The sequence below is a fragment of the Nonomuraea sp. NPDC050556 genome (assembly GCF_044457355.1).
Lineage (GTDB): Bacteria > Actinomycetota > Actinomycetes > Streptosporangiales > Streptosporangiaceae > Nonomuraea.
The window spans coordinates 482,682-498,387 of sequence record NZ_JBITGU010000002.1; the positions used below are offsets into that span (position 1 = coordinate 482,682).

Below are 15,706 nucleotides of genomic sequence, written 5' to 3' on the forward strand. Positions count from 1 at the left end.
GCATCGATCAGCCGTCGGTGGCGACGTACCCGATGATGCCGCGCAGCTTCTCCACCGGGATCGCGCCCTTGCGCAGGAGTCGCGGCACGGCAGTGGTCAGGTCGAGGATGGTCGACGGCGTGTTGTCCGTACACGGGCCGCCGTCGAGGTAGACGGCGACGGAGTCGCCGAGCTGCTCGAACGCCTCGTCGGCCGTCGTCGCGGCGAGCGCGCCCGAGCGGTTGGCGCTGGAGACGGCCATCGGGCCGGTCTCCTTGAGCAGGTCGAGCGCCACCGGGTGCAGCGGCATGCGCAGCGCGACCGTGCCCTTGGTGTCGCCCAGATCCCACGACAGCGCCCGGTTGGCCTTGCACACCAGCGTCAGCGCGCCGGGCCAGAAGGCGTCCACGAGGTCCTGGCCGTAGGCGCCCAGGTTCTCCACCAGGGCGTTGGCGGCCCGTACGGTGCCCACGAGCACCGGCGTCGGCATGTCGCGCCCGCGCCCCTTGGCCTCCAGCAGCGCGGTGACCGCCGACGGCGTGAAGGCGTCGGCGCCGATGCCGTAGACGGTGTCGGTCGGCAGCACCACGAGCTCGCCCCGCCGTACGGCTGCCGCCGCCTCGGTCAGGCCCTCGGCCCGCTGGTCGGGGTCTGCGCAGTCAAAACGTCGTCCCACGGCGTGCATCCTATTCCTGGCCGTACTTGGCGGTGACGAAGCGGTCCCTGCGCGTCAGGTCCTGGCGAAGCCGTACGTCTCGCCAGCCGTTGTCCTCAGGGAAGGTGAGATAGACAGATTTGCCCTGCTCGTCGGCGTGCTCCACGGCGACCCAGCCGCCCGGACGCAGCAGCCTGCGTGCCGTACGCTCGACCGCTCTGACCTCGTTGAGACCGTCGGCCCCCGTGCCGTAGAGGGCGCGGGACGGGTCGTAGTCGCGGACCTCGGGGTCGCGCGGGATCGCGCCGGGCGGGATGTAGGGCGGGTTGGAGATGACCAGGTCGACGCGCCCGTTGAGCTCGGGCAGCGCCTCGGCCAGGTCCTCCGGGTGCAGGGTGACGCGGCCCTGGCCGTGCTCGGAGATGTTGCGCTTGGCCCAGCTGTAGGCGTCGGGGTCGACCTCGACCGCGTGCACCTGCGCCAGCGCCACCTCCTGGGCGATCGACAGCGCGATCGCGCCGGAGCCGGTGCCGAGGTCGACGACCAGCGGCTCGGTGACGTCCATCTCGCGCAGGCGCTCGATGGCCCATCCGGCGACCACCTCGGTCTCCGGCCTGGGCACGAACACGCCTGGGCCAACGGCCAGCTCCAGGTAGCGGAAGTAGGCGTGGCCGGTGATGTGCTGCAGCGGCTCACGCGCTTCGCGCCTGGCGATGCCCTCCCAGAAGAGGGCGTCGAAATCGGCGTCCTTGACCGTGTGCAGTTCACTTCTGCGCACGCCGTGGACGAAAGCCGCGATCTCCTCCGCGTCTGTGCGCGGCGACGGCACTCCGGCCTCTGCGAGCCGGGCGGTTGCGAGAGCGATCTCGTCCAGCAGGAATGTCATGAGTGTTGTGCGAGCTTCTCCGCCAGTTCGGCGTCGATGAGGGCCTGGGTGACGGCGCTGAGCTCACCGTCGAGAACCTGGTCGAGGTTATACGCCTTGAAGCCGACGCGGTGGTCGGAGATGCGGTTTTCCGGGAAGTTGTAGGTGCGGATGCGCTCAGAGCGGTCCATGGTACGCACCTGCGACTTGCGTTCCGCCTGCGCGGCGGCCTCGGCCTGCTCCTGCGCGACCGCCAGCAGGCGGGCTCTCAGGATGCGCATCGCCGACTCCTTGTTCTGGAGCTGGCTCTTCTCGTTCTGGCAGGAGACCACGACGCCGGTGGGCAGGTGGGTGATCCGTACCGCCGAGTCAGTGGTGTTGACGCTCTGGCCGCCGGGGCCGCTCGACCGGTAGACGTCGATGCGCAGGTCGTTCTGGTCGATGTTGACCTCGACCTCCTCGGCCTCCGGGTAGACGAGCACGCCGGTGGCGCTGGTGTGGATGCGGCCCTGCGACTCGGTGACGGGGACGCGCTGCACGCGGTGCACGCCGCCCTCGTACTTGAGCCTGGACCACACGCCCTCGTCGCCCTTGGCCTTGATGGCCACCGTGACGTCCTTGTAGCCGCCGAGGTCGGAGTGCTGCGCGTCGATGATCTCGGTCTTCCAGCCGAGGCGCTCGGCGTAGCGGAGATACATCCTGAGGAGGTCGCCGGCGAACAGCGCGGACTCCTCGCCGCCCTCGCCCTGCTTGATCTCCAGGATGATGTCCTTGTCATCGTTGGGATCGCGCGGGATGAGCAGGTGAGTCAGCTTCTCCTCCAGGTGGGGGATGCGCTCCTCCAGCTGGATCGCCTCCTCGGCGAACGCCTCGTCCTCGCTCGCGAGCTCCTTGGCCGCCGACAGGTCGCTTCTGACGCTCTCGAGCTCGCGGTAGGTGCCGACGATCGGGGTGAGCTGGCGGTAACGCCGGCCCAGGGTGCGCGCCTTGTTCTGGTCAGCGTGCACGGAGGGATCCGCGAGCTGCAGCTCCAGCTCGCTGTATTCGCTGAGCAACTCGTCGAGATTCACCGTGCGTCTCCGTTTCGTTGAGGCCTTTCACCAAGAACGCCGACCCGGACGCGCGCATGCGCGATCTCCGGGCCGGCGTCAGGGGAGCTACTTGCTCTGGGCCTTCTTGCCGAAGCGCTGCTCGAAGCGGGCCACGCGGCCGCCGGTGTCGAGGATCTTCTGCTTGCCCGTGTAGAACGGGTGGCAGGCGGAGCACACGTCGGCGTGGATCGTGCCGTTCTTGGCGGTGCTGCGCGTGGTGAACGAGTTGCCACACGTGCAGGTCACCTGGGTGACGTTGTACTCGGGGTGGATGTCGCGCTTCATAGCGGTCCTTTCGGGGTGCGGTCGCCGGGTCGCCATCTGTAGTGGGCGGGAACCGGAACCGCGTCAATCAGGGTTCGGCTACCAGTGTGCCAGATGCTGGAACCATCCCAGGCCACGCGGCATTCCCCGCATGGGTTGACGTGCGTTTATGGACGAGTCACTCCAGTCACACTAGGCTCCCGCGCACAAACCGTTACTTTTCCCTCATATTGACCGAGCAGAAGGACACCCATCAAATGAAGAAGAGGATGCGGTTGCTACTGGCGACCGCAACGGGGGCCGCGCTACTCACGGGAGGCCTCGCCACCACAACAGCCGCATCGGCGAAGGCCATCGCCGCCTGCGAGCTCGCCGCCGACGTCAGCAGCATCAGTATCGGCGACGCCTTTGTCCCTCAGAAGGACGACAACAAGGTAGACATCTCCATCAACGTCAAGGAGCTCTTCGGTAAGCCTGTCGAGGCTCCGGACCTCTACAACGTCGAGGAGACCTCGCCTGCCGGCACGCCGGACGCCGACAAGACGTTCCTTCTCAAGAAGGACGTCAAGAGCATCAAGGCGGAAGTCTTCCGCACCGGTGAGACCACGGTCCGCGAAGTGACGCTCGGCGCTCTCCCCGCCGACATCACCGGCAAGGGCAACAAGATCGAGAACGGCAAGGCCCACGTGGCCAACGTTCCCGCGACGTCCGAGATCAAGGGCTCCTTCCTCATCAAGGAGGCCGACAAGGACAAGACGGGCAAGTGGACCGTCAAGGTCACCGTCACCCGGGCCGCCTCCACCGAATCCTGCAAGGAGTTCGACGTCTCCGGGAAGGCCGGGCTCACCGGCGCCACGGTGACGCCCAACCCTGTCTCCCTGGTCAAGGGTAAGGACGTCCGCGTCTCCGTAAAGGTCTCGGCCAAGGACGCCAGCTCGGTCAGCGCCGTCCTCCAGAGCGACGAAACCTCTGAGTCCTACGACCTGGGCACTCTCGCCAAGGGCTCCGACGGCATCTACCGTGGCGAGACCTACTTCGCCGACGACACCGCAGCCGGCAACTGGACGCTCGTCGCCAGGGCCGTCCGTGGCGGTCAGGCCGTTGAGGGCACCGCCGACTTCTCCGTGAACGCCCCCTCCGGCGGCGCCTCCAAGAAGGCCAAGGCGCGGGTGACGATCTCGGCGCCGGCCAAGGTCAAGGCCGGTAAGACGTTCAAGATCTTCGGCAAGGTCTACCGCGGCACCAAGGCCTACTCCGGCAAGATCGTCGAGGTCTACTTCAAGAAGAAGGGCTCCTCGAAGTACACCTTCATGGGCTTCGCCAGGGCCACCTCCACCGGCAAGTACACCAAGTCCTTCAAGGGCAAGACCGACGGTTACTGGCGCGTCAAGGTGCCGGGCACCAGCAAGACCCGTAGCGCGATGTCCCCCCAGGAGTTCGTCGACATCCGCTAGTCACCAAGAAACACCTGGTACGGCCTGCATCCTCAACCCCGGGTGCAGGCCGTATTAGCGTTCCAGGTAAGCCAGCACCGCCAGCACCCGCCGATGGTCGTCCGGCGCGGGCCCCAGGGCCAGCTTGGTGAAGATGCCCGTGATGTGTTTCTCCACCGCCCCCTCCGTGATCACCAGTCGCGCCGCGATCGCCGTGTTCGACCGTCCCTCCGCCATCAGCGCCAGCACCTGGCGCTCCCTCGGCGACAGCGAGTCCAACGGCGCCCCCTTGCGCTGTCTGCTCAGCAACTGCAACACCACCTCCGGATCGACCACCGTGCCCCCAGATGCCACCTGGCGCACCGCGTCCAGGAACTCCGCGACGTCCGCTATCCGCTCCTTGAGCAGGTAGCCGACCGCGCGCCCGAGGAGTTCGCTGGCGTACCGCTCCTCGACGTACTGAGACAGCACCAGCACCGGGAACCCCGGACGCCCGGAACGCACCGTGAGGGCCGCGCGCAGGCCCTCGTCGGTGTGCGTGGGCGGCATGCGGACGTCGACGATGGCCAGATCGGGCCGGTGTTCCTCGACGGCGGCCACCAGGGACGGCCCGTCGTCCACCGCCGCCACCGTCGTGATGCCGCCGTCGGCCAGCAGCCGGACGAGACCCTCGCGAAGCAGGACGGAATCCTCGGCGATCACCACACGCATGGGGACATGCCTACCACTCGCAGGGAAGTTCGGCGCGGACGAGGGTGGGGCCGCCGGGCGGGCTGTGCACGACGAGGAGCCCGTCGATCGCGGCAGCCCGGTCGGACAGCCCCGCCAGCCCGCCACCCGCCTGGGCGAAGGCCCCGCCGAGCCCGTTGTCGTACACCTCGACCACCACGCACAGCCCCTGCCTGCTCACCCGCACGGACGCCTCGGTGGCGCCCGAGTGTTTGGCGACGTTGGTGAGCGCCTCCGCCACGACGAAGTAGGCGATGCTCTCGACGGCGGCGGGCGGCCGGTCGGCGATCTCCACGGAGACGTCGACGCGGACGGGCGCGCGGGCCGCGAGGGCGGACAGGGCGGCGTCCAGGCCGCGGTCGGTGAGGATCGCCGGGTGGATGCCTCTGGCCAGGTCGCGCAGCTCCTGGATGGCCGCCCTGGTGCCGCTGCGGGCCTGGGCGAGCAGCTCGCGGGCGGCCACGGGGTCGCTGTCGAGCTTGGCCTCGGCGCGGCCCAGGTCCATGGCGACGGCCAGGAGGCGCTGCTGGGCGCCGTCGTGCAGGTCGCGCTCGATCCTGCGCCGCTCGGCCTCCGCCGCGTCGACGCCCCTGGCGCGGGTCTCGCGGAGGTACTCCTCCTGGTTGCCGCCGAGCAGGACCACGGCGAGCGTGCCGTGCAGCCAGGCCATTCCGCGTACGGCGTAGGCCGCCAGGGGCAGCGCCACGAGGCCGAGCAGGCACGCCAGGATCGCCTTGGGCCAGCTGTCGACCACGATGAGGTCGTTGACCTGCACGCCTGCGCCCCCGGCGTAGAAGGCGGGCGCGAGGATCAGGCCGATCGACACCACCCAGACCACCAGGGACACCACGAACTCCACCATGCTGAGCGGGAAGAGCAGCAGCAGGTAGCCGAGGTCCTTCCAGGTGGCCGGGTCGCCGAACAGCCACGACAGGTGCCTGCCCAGCCCCTTCTCTGGGCGGGGACGGTAGGGGTCGGGGATGTCGACGCCGAAGGCGAGGCGCATGAGGCGGCGTTCGAGCATGGCGGCGGCGCGCCAGAGCATCATGGTGGCGAGCAGGAGCGGGAACCCCACCCAGACGATCATCAGCGCGCCGGAGAACGGCACGGCGACGGCCAGCGCGACGAACCAGCCCAGCCCCAGGACGAGGCTCAGCAGCAGGTAGGGCGCCGCCCGCCACGTCCGCACATCCGCCAGCACAGCGACCGGCCCTTGCATCCCCATGTCTCCACTGTGCCGACTTCGGGGGCCCGGTGGAATGGAGCAGACATGCCTCTCGAAGGTGGGGATAACCCTAAGACCCATTTTGTACGGCTATCGCCAGCAGACACCCACCCGCCGTAGGTGGCCGGCCTCCTTCGAGGGACACGGCCGACGAGCGTGCAAGATCCCGCCGCAACGCCGCCATAGGCCACCCGCCGCGAGAGGGACGATGTAACGGCGACCGGCCCCGTGGGCCTGGAGTGCCGTGGACCGGCAGACCCCGGCCACGGTCGGCGAGTAGCGATCCCCCGGCCCCGCCGTACCCCCAGAAAGACCGGCAAAAGCGGAACGCCCCGGCACCGAAAGGGTGCCGGGGCGTCCTGCAGCGCGGGTCAGTCGCGGTCGTTGCTCACCGTGGTCTTCTGGACCTGCAGGAGGAACTCGGCGTTGGACTTGGTCTCCTTCATCTTCTCCAGGAGAAGCTCCAGAGCCTGCTGCATGTCCAGCGCGTGGAGCACCCTGCGGAGCTTCCACACGATCTGCAGCTCGTCCTTGCCCATCAGGATCTCTTCCTTACGCGTGCCGGACGCGTCAACGTCCACAGCGGGGAAGATGCGCTTGTCGGCCAGCGACCTGTTGAGCTTGAGCTCCAGGTTGCCCGTGCCCTTGAACTCCTCGAAGATGACCTCGTCCATCTTGGACCCGGTCTCCACCAGCGCGGTGGCGAGAATGGTCAGCGAGCCGCCGTTCTCGATGTTGCGCGCGGCGCCGAAGAAGCGCTTGGGCGGGTACAGCGCGGTCGAGTCGACACCGCCGGACAGGATACGACCGGACGCCGGAGCGGCCAGGTTGTACGCGCGGCCCAGACGGGTGATCGAGTCGAGCAGCACGACCACGTCGTGACCCAGCTCCACGAGACGCTTGGCGCGCTCGATGGCCAGCTCGGCGACCGTGGTGTGGTCCTCGGCCGGACGGTCGAAGGTCGAGTGGATGACCTCGCCCTTGACCGAGCGCTGCATGTCGGTGACCTCTTCAGGCCGCTCGTCCACGAGGACGACCATCAGGTGGCACTCGGGGTTGTTGCGGGTGATCGCGTTGGCGATCGACTGCAGCACCATCGTCTTACCGGCCTTGGGCGGGGAGACGATGAGGCCACGCTGGCCCTTGCCGATCGGAGCGACGAGGTCGATGATCCTGGTGGTCAGGATGTTCGGCTCGGTCTCCAGGCGCAGGCGCTCCTGCGGGTAGAGCGGCACCAGCTTGGCGAAGTCGGGGCGGTTGCGCGCCTGGTCCGGGTCCATGCCGTTGACGGTGTCCAGGCGGACCAGGGCGTTGAACTTCTCCCTGCGCTCACCCTCGCGCGGCTGCTTGACGGCGCCGGTGACGACGTCGCCCTTGCGCAGGCCGTTACGCCTTATCTGGGCCAGCGAAACGTAGACGTCGTTGGAGCCAGGCAGGTAACCGCTGGTCCTGACGAACGCGTAGTTGTCGAGGATGTCCAGGATTCCGGCGATCGGGATCAGGACGTCGTCGTCGCCGATGACGGGCTCGTTGCTGTCGAAGCGGTCGCGGCCACGGCCACGGTTGCGCTCCCGGAAACGACCCCTGCGGCCGCGGCCGCCCCCGTCGTCGTCCATGCCGCCGTCGCGCTGGTCGTTGCCACCGCGGTCGGGCCCACGGGAGTCGCCGCGCGAGTCGCCACGGTCGTTGCGGGCGGGACCGCGGGAGTCACCGCGGTCGTTACGGTCGTTGCGGTCACCGCGGTCGTTCGCACGGTCACCACGGTCGCCGCGGTCGTTGCGCTCGGAAATCCGGTCGTTGCGCTCCGAGATGCGGTCGTTCCTGTCGGAGACCCGGTCGGAAGCCCCGCGGTCGGAGACCCCGCGGTCGGACGGACCACGGTCGGAAACCCGGTCACCACGGTCGGAAACCCCGCGGTCAGACGGGCCACGGTCGGACGGGCCACGGTCGTTGCGGTCGGACGGGCCACGGTCGTTGCGGTCGCGACGCTCGCCACGGCTGCGGCGCTCGCGGCGGCTCTCGCCCCGCTCGGCGCGCGTGTCGCCCTGACCCGCCTCGGACTGCTGCTCGACAACCGGCTCCGCGTGCGTCACGGCGGGCTCCGCCGCCACGACGGCCGCGGCAACGGGCTCGGCGACCGGCTCGGCCGGCGCCTCGACCGCCGCAGCGGGGCGGGAACGTTCCCTGCGTGCGCGGGTGGGCCGCTCGGCGGCGGGAGCCGCCGGCTCAGCGGCAGGCGCGGATACCGCCGGGGCCGAAGCCGCCGGGGCGCTGTCACCCGTCTTCTCCTGGATGGCCGCGATGAGCTGGCTCTTCCGCATGCGCCCGGTGCCGCTGATGCCCAGTTCGGCGGCCATCTTCTGCAGCTCGGGCAGCACCTTGGCGGACAGGCCGGTGCCGGAGCGACGCGCGCGGGTCTTGGCCGCGGGCGAAGTGGGGGTGTCGCCGGACGCCGGCTGCGCAGGTGAGCCTGATGCGTCGGAGAGGAGTTCGGTGGTGTCGCTCAACTAAAAGGTCCTTCCCAGGGGTCGGGCGCCGGATTTTCTCAGCCGGGCGTCCCGGAGGTGCTTGCGATCCGGCGGGACAGACCGGGTCGGGGTGCACATTGCGATCTTCGGCCGCCGCTGAGGACGGCCGCCACTTTTGGGGAGGGATGCGTCCAGGCCGCCACAGGACGGTGGCGCGTGGAGGACAACCCCCAGATTGCTGTCGCCAGCCAGATGTCGAGGTGATTCGAACGCGCAGATCCCCGTCAACGCCGCCTCGCGTTGCGCCAACCGGGTGTAGGCCAACCGGAGGCAACGGATTCCGGGGAGACAGCCACGCTGCCCACGCCTCGCGACGTGAAGCATGATGCAGCGATGTGTGACTGACAAGCACGCACCCAACAAGGGGGCATCTGGTGCGGCACTCAGCCTAACATCACCAGCGCACACGGCTATTCCCTGAAGGTCTAAAGAGGCATCAGCGTGTCTCGGGAAACTGGACGCTCGCACCAACCGGGTCGACGTCCATTAGCTGGATGTGCCAGTCATTACCCACTTCTGGCGCGATCAAATCCTGCGAATCCGGTGTCGAAAACGCAAGAATCGTGGGACCCGCTCCCGAAACGACTGCGGGTACGCCCACTGCACGAAGACGTTCTATCAGATCCGCTGTCAGCGGCATCGCAGGCGCGCGGTAGTTCTGATGAAGTCTGTCCTCTGTGGCCGCCAGGAGCAGGCTGCGTTCCGGTCGTTGGGTGAGCGCTGCGATCAGCAACGCGGCCCTACCGGCGTTGAAGGAGGCGTCCTTGTGGGGCACGTCCTTCGGCAGCAATCCCCGAGCGGTCTCGGTGGACAACCGCGTCGTGGGTACGAGCGCGACGGGCCGGACTGTCGCATCCGGCACCAGCCTCACCCTATGCGGTACACCAGAGTGATCGGTCCACGCAACCGTCAGCCCTCCGGCCAGGCAGGGCGCCACGTTGTCGGGATGCCCCTCCATCTCGGTGGCCAGCGCCAGCACCTCGTCGTCCGAGAGTGTTCGCTCAGAGCCGAGAGAGGCGAGGGCGCGGGCGGCCAGGATGCCCGCGCAGACGGCCGCAGACGACGATCCGAGCCCGCGCGTGTGCGGGATGCGGTTGACGCAGTGGAGGCGGATGCCGCGCGGCTGCGCCATGCCCATGCGGTCGAACGCCTTGCGCATGGCCACGATCACCAGGTGGCCCTCGCCGAGGTCCACCTCGCCCGCGCCCTCCCCCTCCACGGTGACCTCGGCGCGGTCGCCGGTCAGCGCCGCCGTGACGTCGTCGTAAAGGCTGAGGGCCAGGCCGAGGGAGTCGAATCCGGGGCCCAGGTTCGCGGAGGTAGCGGGCACACGGATATGAACAGTGCTCATTCAGCTCTTTTCAGATCAGGGACAGAGCGCCCGCCGCCGCGTGAACGTCGACGGGGATGGTGACCGGGGCCGGCGCGCCGGAGATGGCCCAGTCGGGGTCCTTGAGCCCGTTGCCGGTCACCGTGCAGACGATGCGCTGGCCCGGGTCCACGAGGCCCTGGGCGTGCGCGTGCAGCAGGCCGGCGACGCTGGCCGCCGAGGCGAGCTCGACGAACACGCCCTCCTCCTGCGCCAGCAGCTTGTACGCAGCAGCGATCTGCCGGTCGGTCACCGCCTGGATGACGCCGCCCGACTCGTCGCGCGCCGCCTCGGCGAGCTGCCACGAGGCCGGGTTGCCGATGCGGATCGCGGTCGCGATCGTGTGCGGGTGCGCCACGGGCGCGCCGTCCACGATCGGCGCGGAGCCGCTGGCCTGGAAACCGAACATCCGGGGCGACTTGTCGTACTCCTTGTAGCCCATCCAGTAGGCGGAGATGTTGCCCGCGTTGCCCACCGGGATGCAGTGGATGTCGGGCGCGTCGCCCAGCGCGTCGACGATCTCGAACGCGGCCGTCTTCTGCCCCTGCAGCCGGTAGGGGTTGACGGAGTTGACGAGCGCGATCGGGTATTCGGACGACAGCTTGCGCGTCATCTCCAGGCAGTCGTCGAACGACCCCTCGACCTGCAGCAGCGTCGCGCCGTGCACGAGCGCCTGGGCGAGCTTGCCCATCGCGATCTTGCCGCGCGGCACGAGGACCGCGCAGGTCAGCCCGGCGCGCACCGCGTAGGCGGCGGCCGAGGCGGAGGTGTTGCCGGTCGAGGCGCAGATGACCGCCTTGGCGCCCTCCTCCACGGCCTTGCTGATGGCCATGGTCATGCCGCGGTCCTTGAAGCTGCCCGTCGGGTTGGCGCCCTCGACCTTGAGGTAGACCTCGCAGCCGGTCAGCGCGGAGACCCGGTGCGCGGGCACGAGCGGCGTGCCGCCTTCGAGCAGCGTGACCACGGGCGTCGTCGCCGTCACGGGCAGCCGGTCTCGGTATTCCTCGATGAGGCCACGCCATGCCCTGGTCATAATGACTCCCTACCTGCGGTGTTGGCTCCAGAGTCTAGAGCCATCGGCCCCGGAGGGCGCGTCGGGCGTCCAAGGTGTGGACAGAGCTATTCAGGAAAATCTCAGCATCCCCCGCTATGGTCTGGCGTAGGGGGTCAACACCATGAACGCGCGTCCTGCGATGAGGCAGAACGACTACTCCACGCTGACACCGCCCGAGCTCGGCGAATGGACGCCGGCGCTGCCGGTGAGCGTGATCGTCCCGGCCCATGGCGGGCCGCATCTGGATCTGACGCTGGCCGCGCTGGCGGCGCAGACCTACCCGGCGCACCTGATGGAAGTCCTGGTCGTGGACGACGGCAGCGAGCCGCCGATCGAGCTGCCGGAGATCAGGCCGGTGGACACCAGGGTCGTCCGGGTGGAGACGGGCTGGGGCATCTCCAACGCCGTCAACACCGGCGCCAAGGCGGCGGACGGGCAGGTCATCCAGCGGCTCGACGCCGACATGGTGACCTGCCGGGAGCACATCGAGGCGCTGGCCAGGTGGCACCACGTCACCGACTACGTGGTCGCGATCGGGATGAAGACGTTCGTCGAGGCTCCGGCGCTGTCGCAGAAGGAGGTCTTCCAGGCCAGGCGGCTGGCGGAGATCTTCGACCTGGACGCGGGGGTGCCGAGTTCCACCGAGGCGACGATCGCGAAGACGGACGGGCTGCGGGCCAGCCGCAACCCCTATCACGTGTGCACCGGACCCACCTTTTCCCTCCATCGAGAGATATTTCATGCTGTGGGGGGTCTTGACCCGAACGTGCTGCGCGGGGAGGACACCGAGTTCGCCTACCGCCTGGCCATGCACGGCGTCGTCTTCGTCCCCGATCCTCGGGCGGAGGCGGTGCATCTCGGGCTTCCGTCGCAGCGCGTCGACAAGGAGCGGGCCGTACGGGCCGTCGAGCCTTACCTGGCCCACCGCATCCCGCTCCGTCGTGACCTGCGCAAGGACGCGGGGCGGCGGTGGCTGGTGCCGTACGTGGAGATCGTCCTCGACGTGACGGACACTCCTGAGCAGGTCGTACGGCAGGCGGTGGCGGCGGCGCTGGGCGGGAGGCTGCAGGACGTCGTGGTGACGCTGACCGCCCCCTGGTCGCTGCTGCCCGAGGGGCGGCGGTCCGTCCTTGGCGACCCCGACTTCGAGTTGCGGCTCATGCGCGATCTGTTCTCGGGGGACGACCGGATCCGGTTGATCGACGAGGAGGCGGCGACGCCCGCTCCTTCGCCGTTCCGCTATCGGGGGCCGGTGGACGTGCCGCTGCACCGGGCGACGCTGGAGCGCATGGTGGAGGATGTGCAGAAGGACCTGACGGGGGTGCTCGTCGTGGACCTTCCCGGCGGGCGTACGGCCCGCTTGGAGCGCACGTCGGCTCTGGCGCGGGCGCGGCTGCTCGGCGACCCGGATGACGACGTGGACCGCATCATCGAGGTCACCCACGGCGTACGGCACGCCGACCCGGCCCGCTACTGGCCCGCCCCCCGGCCCGCAGAAGCCCCGAAGCCCGTGGAGCCTCCCAAGGCGGTGGAGATCCCGCCCGTGGAGTCCTCTCTCTTCGGCCGCCTCAAGTCCGCCCTCCGCTCGGGCTGAGCACCACTAGAACGACAAACCCCAAAAGAGCCTGCCCCTCTGAAAAGCTGAGGGCCTCTCGAAGACCCTGAGGTCCTTTGGGGGCTGGGGTCCTTTTCAGGAAGGTTTCTGCGGGGGCTGGGACCCTGAGGGGGTTGAGGTCCCTAGGGGGCTGAGGGCCTTGGGTGGGTCAGTCTCTGCGGAGGGCGCGGCGGACTGAGGAGGCCAGGAGGGCTCTCATGCCCTGCCGTGCGCGGGCGGCGGCGGCCAGCTGGCGGCGGAGGGAGCTGACCTCGCGGCGCATCTCCACCGTGCTCTTGCGCCACCGCCCGGCCTCGTCCTTCCACCGCGCCACCTGCCCGCGCAGCCGTTCGACCTCCTGGGACAGGCGCACGGCCTCGGCGGATGCCTCCAAGCGTGCCCGATATGCCCCACGTCGCCCTACGAGACCCTGTGCGGAGCGGGTGAAACCATAGCTCTCCCCCTCCAACCAGCACACACCCGAAACCTCATCCACCACGTCGTCCAGGCTCTCCCCAGGCCCGACCAGCAACGACGCACGCGCGAACGCCGACGTCCGTTCCAGGCGCGCGGCGACCACCCCGGCCGCCGTCTCCTCCAGGAGCACGTTGACCAGCCCCTGCCCCTCGTCCCGGGCCACGTCGAGCAGCGCCGCGAGGCTGTCCTCCCCCGGCACCCACCCCACGGGCAACCGCCACACGTACGGCACCGCCGGGTCCACAACGGGGGCGTCGGCCAGCCGTACCCGCCCCTCATACGCGTAGTGACCACGCAGCAGCACCAGGTCCAGAGAAGGATCGCGCAAGGGGCTGCGCAGGTCCCTGGACAGCGAGTCCCACGGCCCGACGAGCACCACGCTCACGTCCGGCACCGTACAGGCGAGGACCGCGTCGACGACCGCCCTGGTCTCCTCGTACCCCCCGGCGGGCACGACGGCCGCGACATAGGGGACCTTCCACTGCCGCCCCGGATGGCCGCGCAGCCACCGGTAGGCCGGGATCCGGTCGGCGACGGTCGCGTGGCTCACCCGGTCGATGGGCTGCTTGTCGCGCATCCGCATCGTCGGCCCCAGGTGATAGGCGCGGGCCAGCGGCGCGGGCACGAAGACTGCGCCCGCCTGGGCGAGCCGGTAGCCCATCTCGGTGTCCTGCCCCAGGACCAGCTCGTCGTCCATCGGCCCGGCAGCGTCGATCAGCCGCCTGTTGACCGAGGTGGCGCCGCCCACGTGCAGGCTGAAGGGCCGCTGCGGGTTGGCGGTGAGCCCGTCGGTGCGCTCCACCAGGTCCACGATCCACGCGTGCGGCTCGGCCGGCTCGAAGGCGGCGACCAGGTCGTCGGGCAGCGAAGCGGGTACGGGAGCGGACGTGAACCTGATGTAGCTGGTCACCACCAGGTACGGCGCGCGATGGTGCCAGCGCATGTGCTCCTCGAGCGCGCCCGGGGTGAGCAGCACGTCGGAGTCGAGCCAGTGGATGACGTCGCCCGTCGCCACCGCCAGCCCCGCGTTGCGCGCGCTCGCCCGCCCCGGCGTCTCGCACACCACCAGGCGTACCCACGAGGGCACGCGCAGCGGCGGGGAGCTGCCGTTGTCCACCACGACGACCTCGGTCAGCGCGGCCGGGTAGGTCTGCCTGGCCAGCGCCTCCAGCGCCAGGTCGAGCTTGTCCTGGCCGCCGTAGGCGGGGACGACGACGCTGACGCGCAGGGTGGGGGGCCGGTCCGGCAGCTCGGCGAGCGGCCGGTAGTCGTTGCCGCGTACCCTCATGCCGCTTCCAGCAGCTGGCTGGGGCGGAATCCGCGCCACTGGCTGGAGGCCACCCGCAGGAAGTGGGCGAGCGGCAACTGCCAGGTGTGCTCGTCGCCGAGCGTGCGGCGCAGGACATAGCCGAGGCCGTGGGTGCGGTAGACGCCCGCGCCCGCCTGCCTGGCCGCCTTGAGGAAGAGCCTGTCGACCGCGCGCGGCTCTGCCGCGAAACCGCCCAGCCTGTGGAAGGCGTCGGTGGCCAGCAGGATCGTGCCGCCCGCCACGTGGTCCGCCCATACCTCGCTGGGGTAGGCGGCGCCGCTGGCGAAGGTGGTGCGCCTGATGGTCACGTCCAGTGGCTCCAGGTAGAAGAACTCGGCCGTGGTGCCGACGATGTCCGCGCCGGTGTCGGCCACGGCGAGCAGCAGGTCGGAGAGGTGCTCGGGGCCGTACCAGTCGTCGTCGTCCCACTTGGTGAGGTACGCGCCGGACGCGCGGGCGGCGGCCCGGTTGAGCACCTCGCCGAACGGCACGTCGGCGTCGGCCTCCACGCAGGTCAGCGGGAGGGGGCAGCTCGCCACGGCCTGCCGTACCTCCTCCAGGGGGACGCCGTGCAGGCCGAGCACGACCTCGACCTCGACGTGGCGCTGCCTGGCCATCTGGGCCAGGGCGAACCCGACCAGGTGGGGGCGCTTGCTCGACATCACGACGCTCACCGAGGGGCGGTCGGCGCGGCGCAGGGCCAGGCGGCGCAGCCGTACGCCGTGCTCCTGCCTGCGCAGGGCGGCCACGCAGCGGCGGGTGCCGTCCGGGCGGTGATCCAGCCACGAGCGGTCGGCGAGCAGTGCGCCGAGCTCGGGCGGGACCCAGGGGGGAACCTCGGCGGACGTCAGGGGGGCGCCTGTGGCGGCCAGCCGCATGATCTCGTCCAGCGGGACCTCGCGGGCGGGCCACTCGATCTCCAGGGCCCAGCCGTCGTCGGTCCAGCGCAGGGGCTCCGCATCGGCTGTCCCCTGCGTCACGCCGTAGGGGATGGCAGTCATTGGGGGTGCGCTCCTCGACCGGTCGAACTCAAGTCGGCGCCTACCTTACGCCGGTTTGTTAGCCGTATTGGCATGCGGGTTTCCCAGGTTCTGCTCAGGTTCCTGTGGCACGGTAGGGACGGGAGTTTATTAA

The 15,706-nt window shown here is 69.7% G+C and carries 13 protein-coding genes; 2 read left to right on the forward strand and 11 right to left on the reverse strand.

Annotated elements, in window-relative coordinates:
* Positions 1–7 precede the first annotated feature (7 nt).
* The 4 genes from ACIBG8_RS20470 to rpmE all read right to left on the reverse strand — a co-directional run bounded on the left by ACIBG8_RS20470 (position 8) and on the right by rpmE (position 2,875).
* Positions 8–655, reverse strand: coding sequence for an L-threonylcarbamoyladenylate synthase (locus ACIBG8_RS20470; RefSeq protein WP_397344431.1), 648 nt, complete (start codon positions 653–655; stop codon positions 8–10).
* Between the two features lie 10 nt (positions 656–665).
* Positions 666–1,520, reverse strand: a complete 855-nt coding sequence (gene prmC / locus ACIBG8_RS20475; RefSeq protein WP_397344433.1) for a peptide chain release factor N(5)-glutamine methyltransferase — start codon at positions 1,518–1,520, stop codon at positions 666–668.
* On the reverse strand, positions 1,517–2,569 hold the full coding sequence (gene prfA / locus ACIBG8_RS20480; protein ID WP_397344434.1) for a peptide chain release factor 1: 1,053 nt from the start codon (positions 2,567–2,569) through the stop codon (positions 1,517–1,519). The genes prmC and prfA overlap by 4 nt, the downstream gene beginning before the upstream one ends.
* An 87-nt stretch (positions 2,570–2,656) precedes the next feature.
* Positions 2,657–2,875, reverse strand: coding sequence for a 50S ribosomal protein L31 (rpmE, locus tag ACIBG8_RS20485; RefSeq protein ID WP_397344436.1), 219 nt, complete (start codon positions 2,873–2,875; stop codon positions 2,657–2,659).
* 236 nt (positions 2,876–3,111) lie between these two features.
* On the opposite strand from rpmE, the gene ACIBG8_RS20490 reads away from it, so the two are divergent.
* Positions 3,112–4,308 carry a hypothetical protein gene (locus ACIBG8_RS20490; RefSeq protein WP_397344437.1) on the forward strand — a complete coding sequence of 399 codons (1,197 nt, stop codon included), beginning with the start codon at positions 3,112–3,114 and terminating at the stop codon, positions 4,306–4,308.
* Between the two features lie 54 nt (positions 4,309–4,362).
* On the opposite strand, the gene ACIBG8_RS20495 is transcribed toward ACIBG8_RS20490, so the two are convergent.
* The 5 genes from ACIBG8_RS20495 to thrC all read right to left on the reverse strand — a co-directional run bounded on the left by ACIBG8_RS20495 (position 4,363) and on the right by thrC (position 11,171).
* Positions 4,363–4,998 carry a response regulator gene (locus ACIBG8_RS20495; protein ID WP_397344438.1) on the reverse strand — a complete coding sequence of 212 codons (636 nt, stop codon included), beginning with the start codon at positions 4,996–4,998 and terminating at the stop codon, positions 4,363–4,365.
* Between the two features lie 10 nt (positions 4,999–5,008).
* Positions 5,009–6,241, reverse strand: coding sequence for a sensor histidine kinase (locus ACIBG8_RS20500; RefSeq protein ID WP_397344439.1), 1,233 nt, complete (start codon positions 6,239–6,241; stop codon positions 5,009–5,011).
* 371 nt (positions 6,242–6,612) lie between these two features.
* Complete coding sequence (rho, locus tag ACIBG8_RS20505; protein ID WP_397344440.1) at positions 6,613–8,748, reverse strand: transcription termination factor Rho; 2,136 nt, start codon at positions 8,746–8,748, stop codon at positions 6,613–6,615.
* A 457-nt stretch (positions 8,749–9,205) separates the two neighbouring features.
* Positions 9,206–10,120, reverse strand: a complete 915-nt coding sequence (thrB, locus tag ACIBG8_RS20510) for a homoserine kinase (protein ID WP_397344441.1) — start codon at positions 10,118–10,120, stop codon at positions 9,206–9,208.
* Between the two features lie 10 nt (positions 10,121–10,130).
* A complete protein-coding gene (gene thrC / locus ACIBG8_RS20515; RefSeq protein WP_397344442.1) occupies positions 10,131–11,171 on the reverse strand; it encodes a threonine synthase in 1,041 nt (346 codons plus the stop codon).
* Between the two features lie 142 nt (positions 11,172–11,313).
* Here thrC and ACIBG8_RS20520 point away from each other — a divergent pair, with 142 nt between their 5' ends.
* Positions 11,314–12,786, forward strand: a complete 1,473-nt coding sequence (locus ACIBG8_RS20520; RefSeq protein WP_397344443.1) for a glycosyltransferase — start codon at positions 11,314–11,316, stop codon at positions 12,784–12,786.
* Positions 12,787–12,955: 169 nt separating this feature from the next.
* On the opposite strand, the gene ACIBG8_RS20525 is transcribed toward ACIBG8_RS20520, so the two are convergent.
* Both ACIBG8_RS20525 and ACIBG8_RS20530 read right to left on the reverse strand, forming a co-directional pair.
* Positions 12,956–14,551: a glycosyltransferase family 2 protein gene (locus ACIBG8_RS20525; RefSeq protein ID WP_397344444.1), complete on the reverse strand. Its 1,596-nt coding sequence runs from the start codon at positions 14,549–14,551 to the stop codon at positions 12,956–12,958.
* On the reverse strand, positions 14,548–15,573 hold the full coding sequence (locus ACIBG8_RS20530; RefSeq protein WP_397344445.1) for a glycosyltransferase: 1,026 nt from the start codon (positions 15,571–15,573) through the stop codon (positions 14,548–14,550). Before ACIBG8_RS20530 ends, ACIBG8_RS20525 begins: the two co-directional genes overlap by 4 nt.
* Positions 15,574–15,706 lie beyond the last annotated feature (133 nt).

Bases quoted from the DNA above. Each gene is read 5' to 3' on its own strand.
- thrB (WP_397344441.1), bottom strand. From the start codon at position 10,120: ATGAGCACTGTTCATATCCGTGTGCCCGCTACCTCCGCGAACCTGGGC.
- ACIBG8_RS20525 (WP_397344444.1), bottom strand. From the start codon at position 14,551: ATGAGGGTACGCGGCAACGACTACCGGCCGCTCGCCGAGCTGCCGGAC.
- ACIBG8_RS20490 (WP_397344437.1), top strand. From the start codon at position 3,112: ATGAAGAAGAGGATGCGGTTGCTACTGGCGACCGCAACGGGGGCCGCG.
- ACIBG8_RS20500 (WP_397344439.1), bottom strand. From the start codon at position 6,241: ATGGGGATGCAAGGGCCGGTCGCTGTGCTGGCGGATGTGCGGACGTGG.
- ACIBG8_RS20530 (WP_397344445.1), bottom strand. From the start codon at position 15,573: ATGACTGCCATCCCCTACGGCGTGACGCAGGGGACAGCCGATGCGGAG.
- ACIBG8_RS20495 (WP_397344438.1), bottom strand. From the start codon at position 4,998: ATGCGTGTGGTGATCGCCGAGGATTCCGTCCTGCTTCGCGAGGGTCTC.
- thrC (WP_397344442.1), bottom strand. From the start codon at position 11,171: ATGACCAGGGCATGGCGTGGCCTCATCGAGGAATACCGAGACCGGCTG.
- rpmE (WP_397344436.1), bottom strand. From the start codon at position 2,875: ATGAAGCGCGACATCCACCCCGAGTACAACGTCACCCAGGTGACCTGC.
- prmC (WP_397344433.1), bottom strand. From the start codon at position 1,520: ATGACATTCCTGCTGGACGAGATCGCTCTCGCAACCGCCCGGCTCGCA.
- ACIBG8_RS20520 (WP_397344443.1), top strand. From the start codon at position 11,314: ATGAACGCGCGTCCTGCGATGAGGCAGAACGACTACTCCACGCTGACA.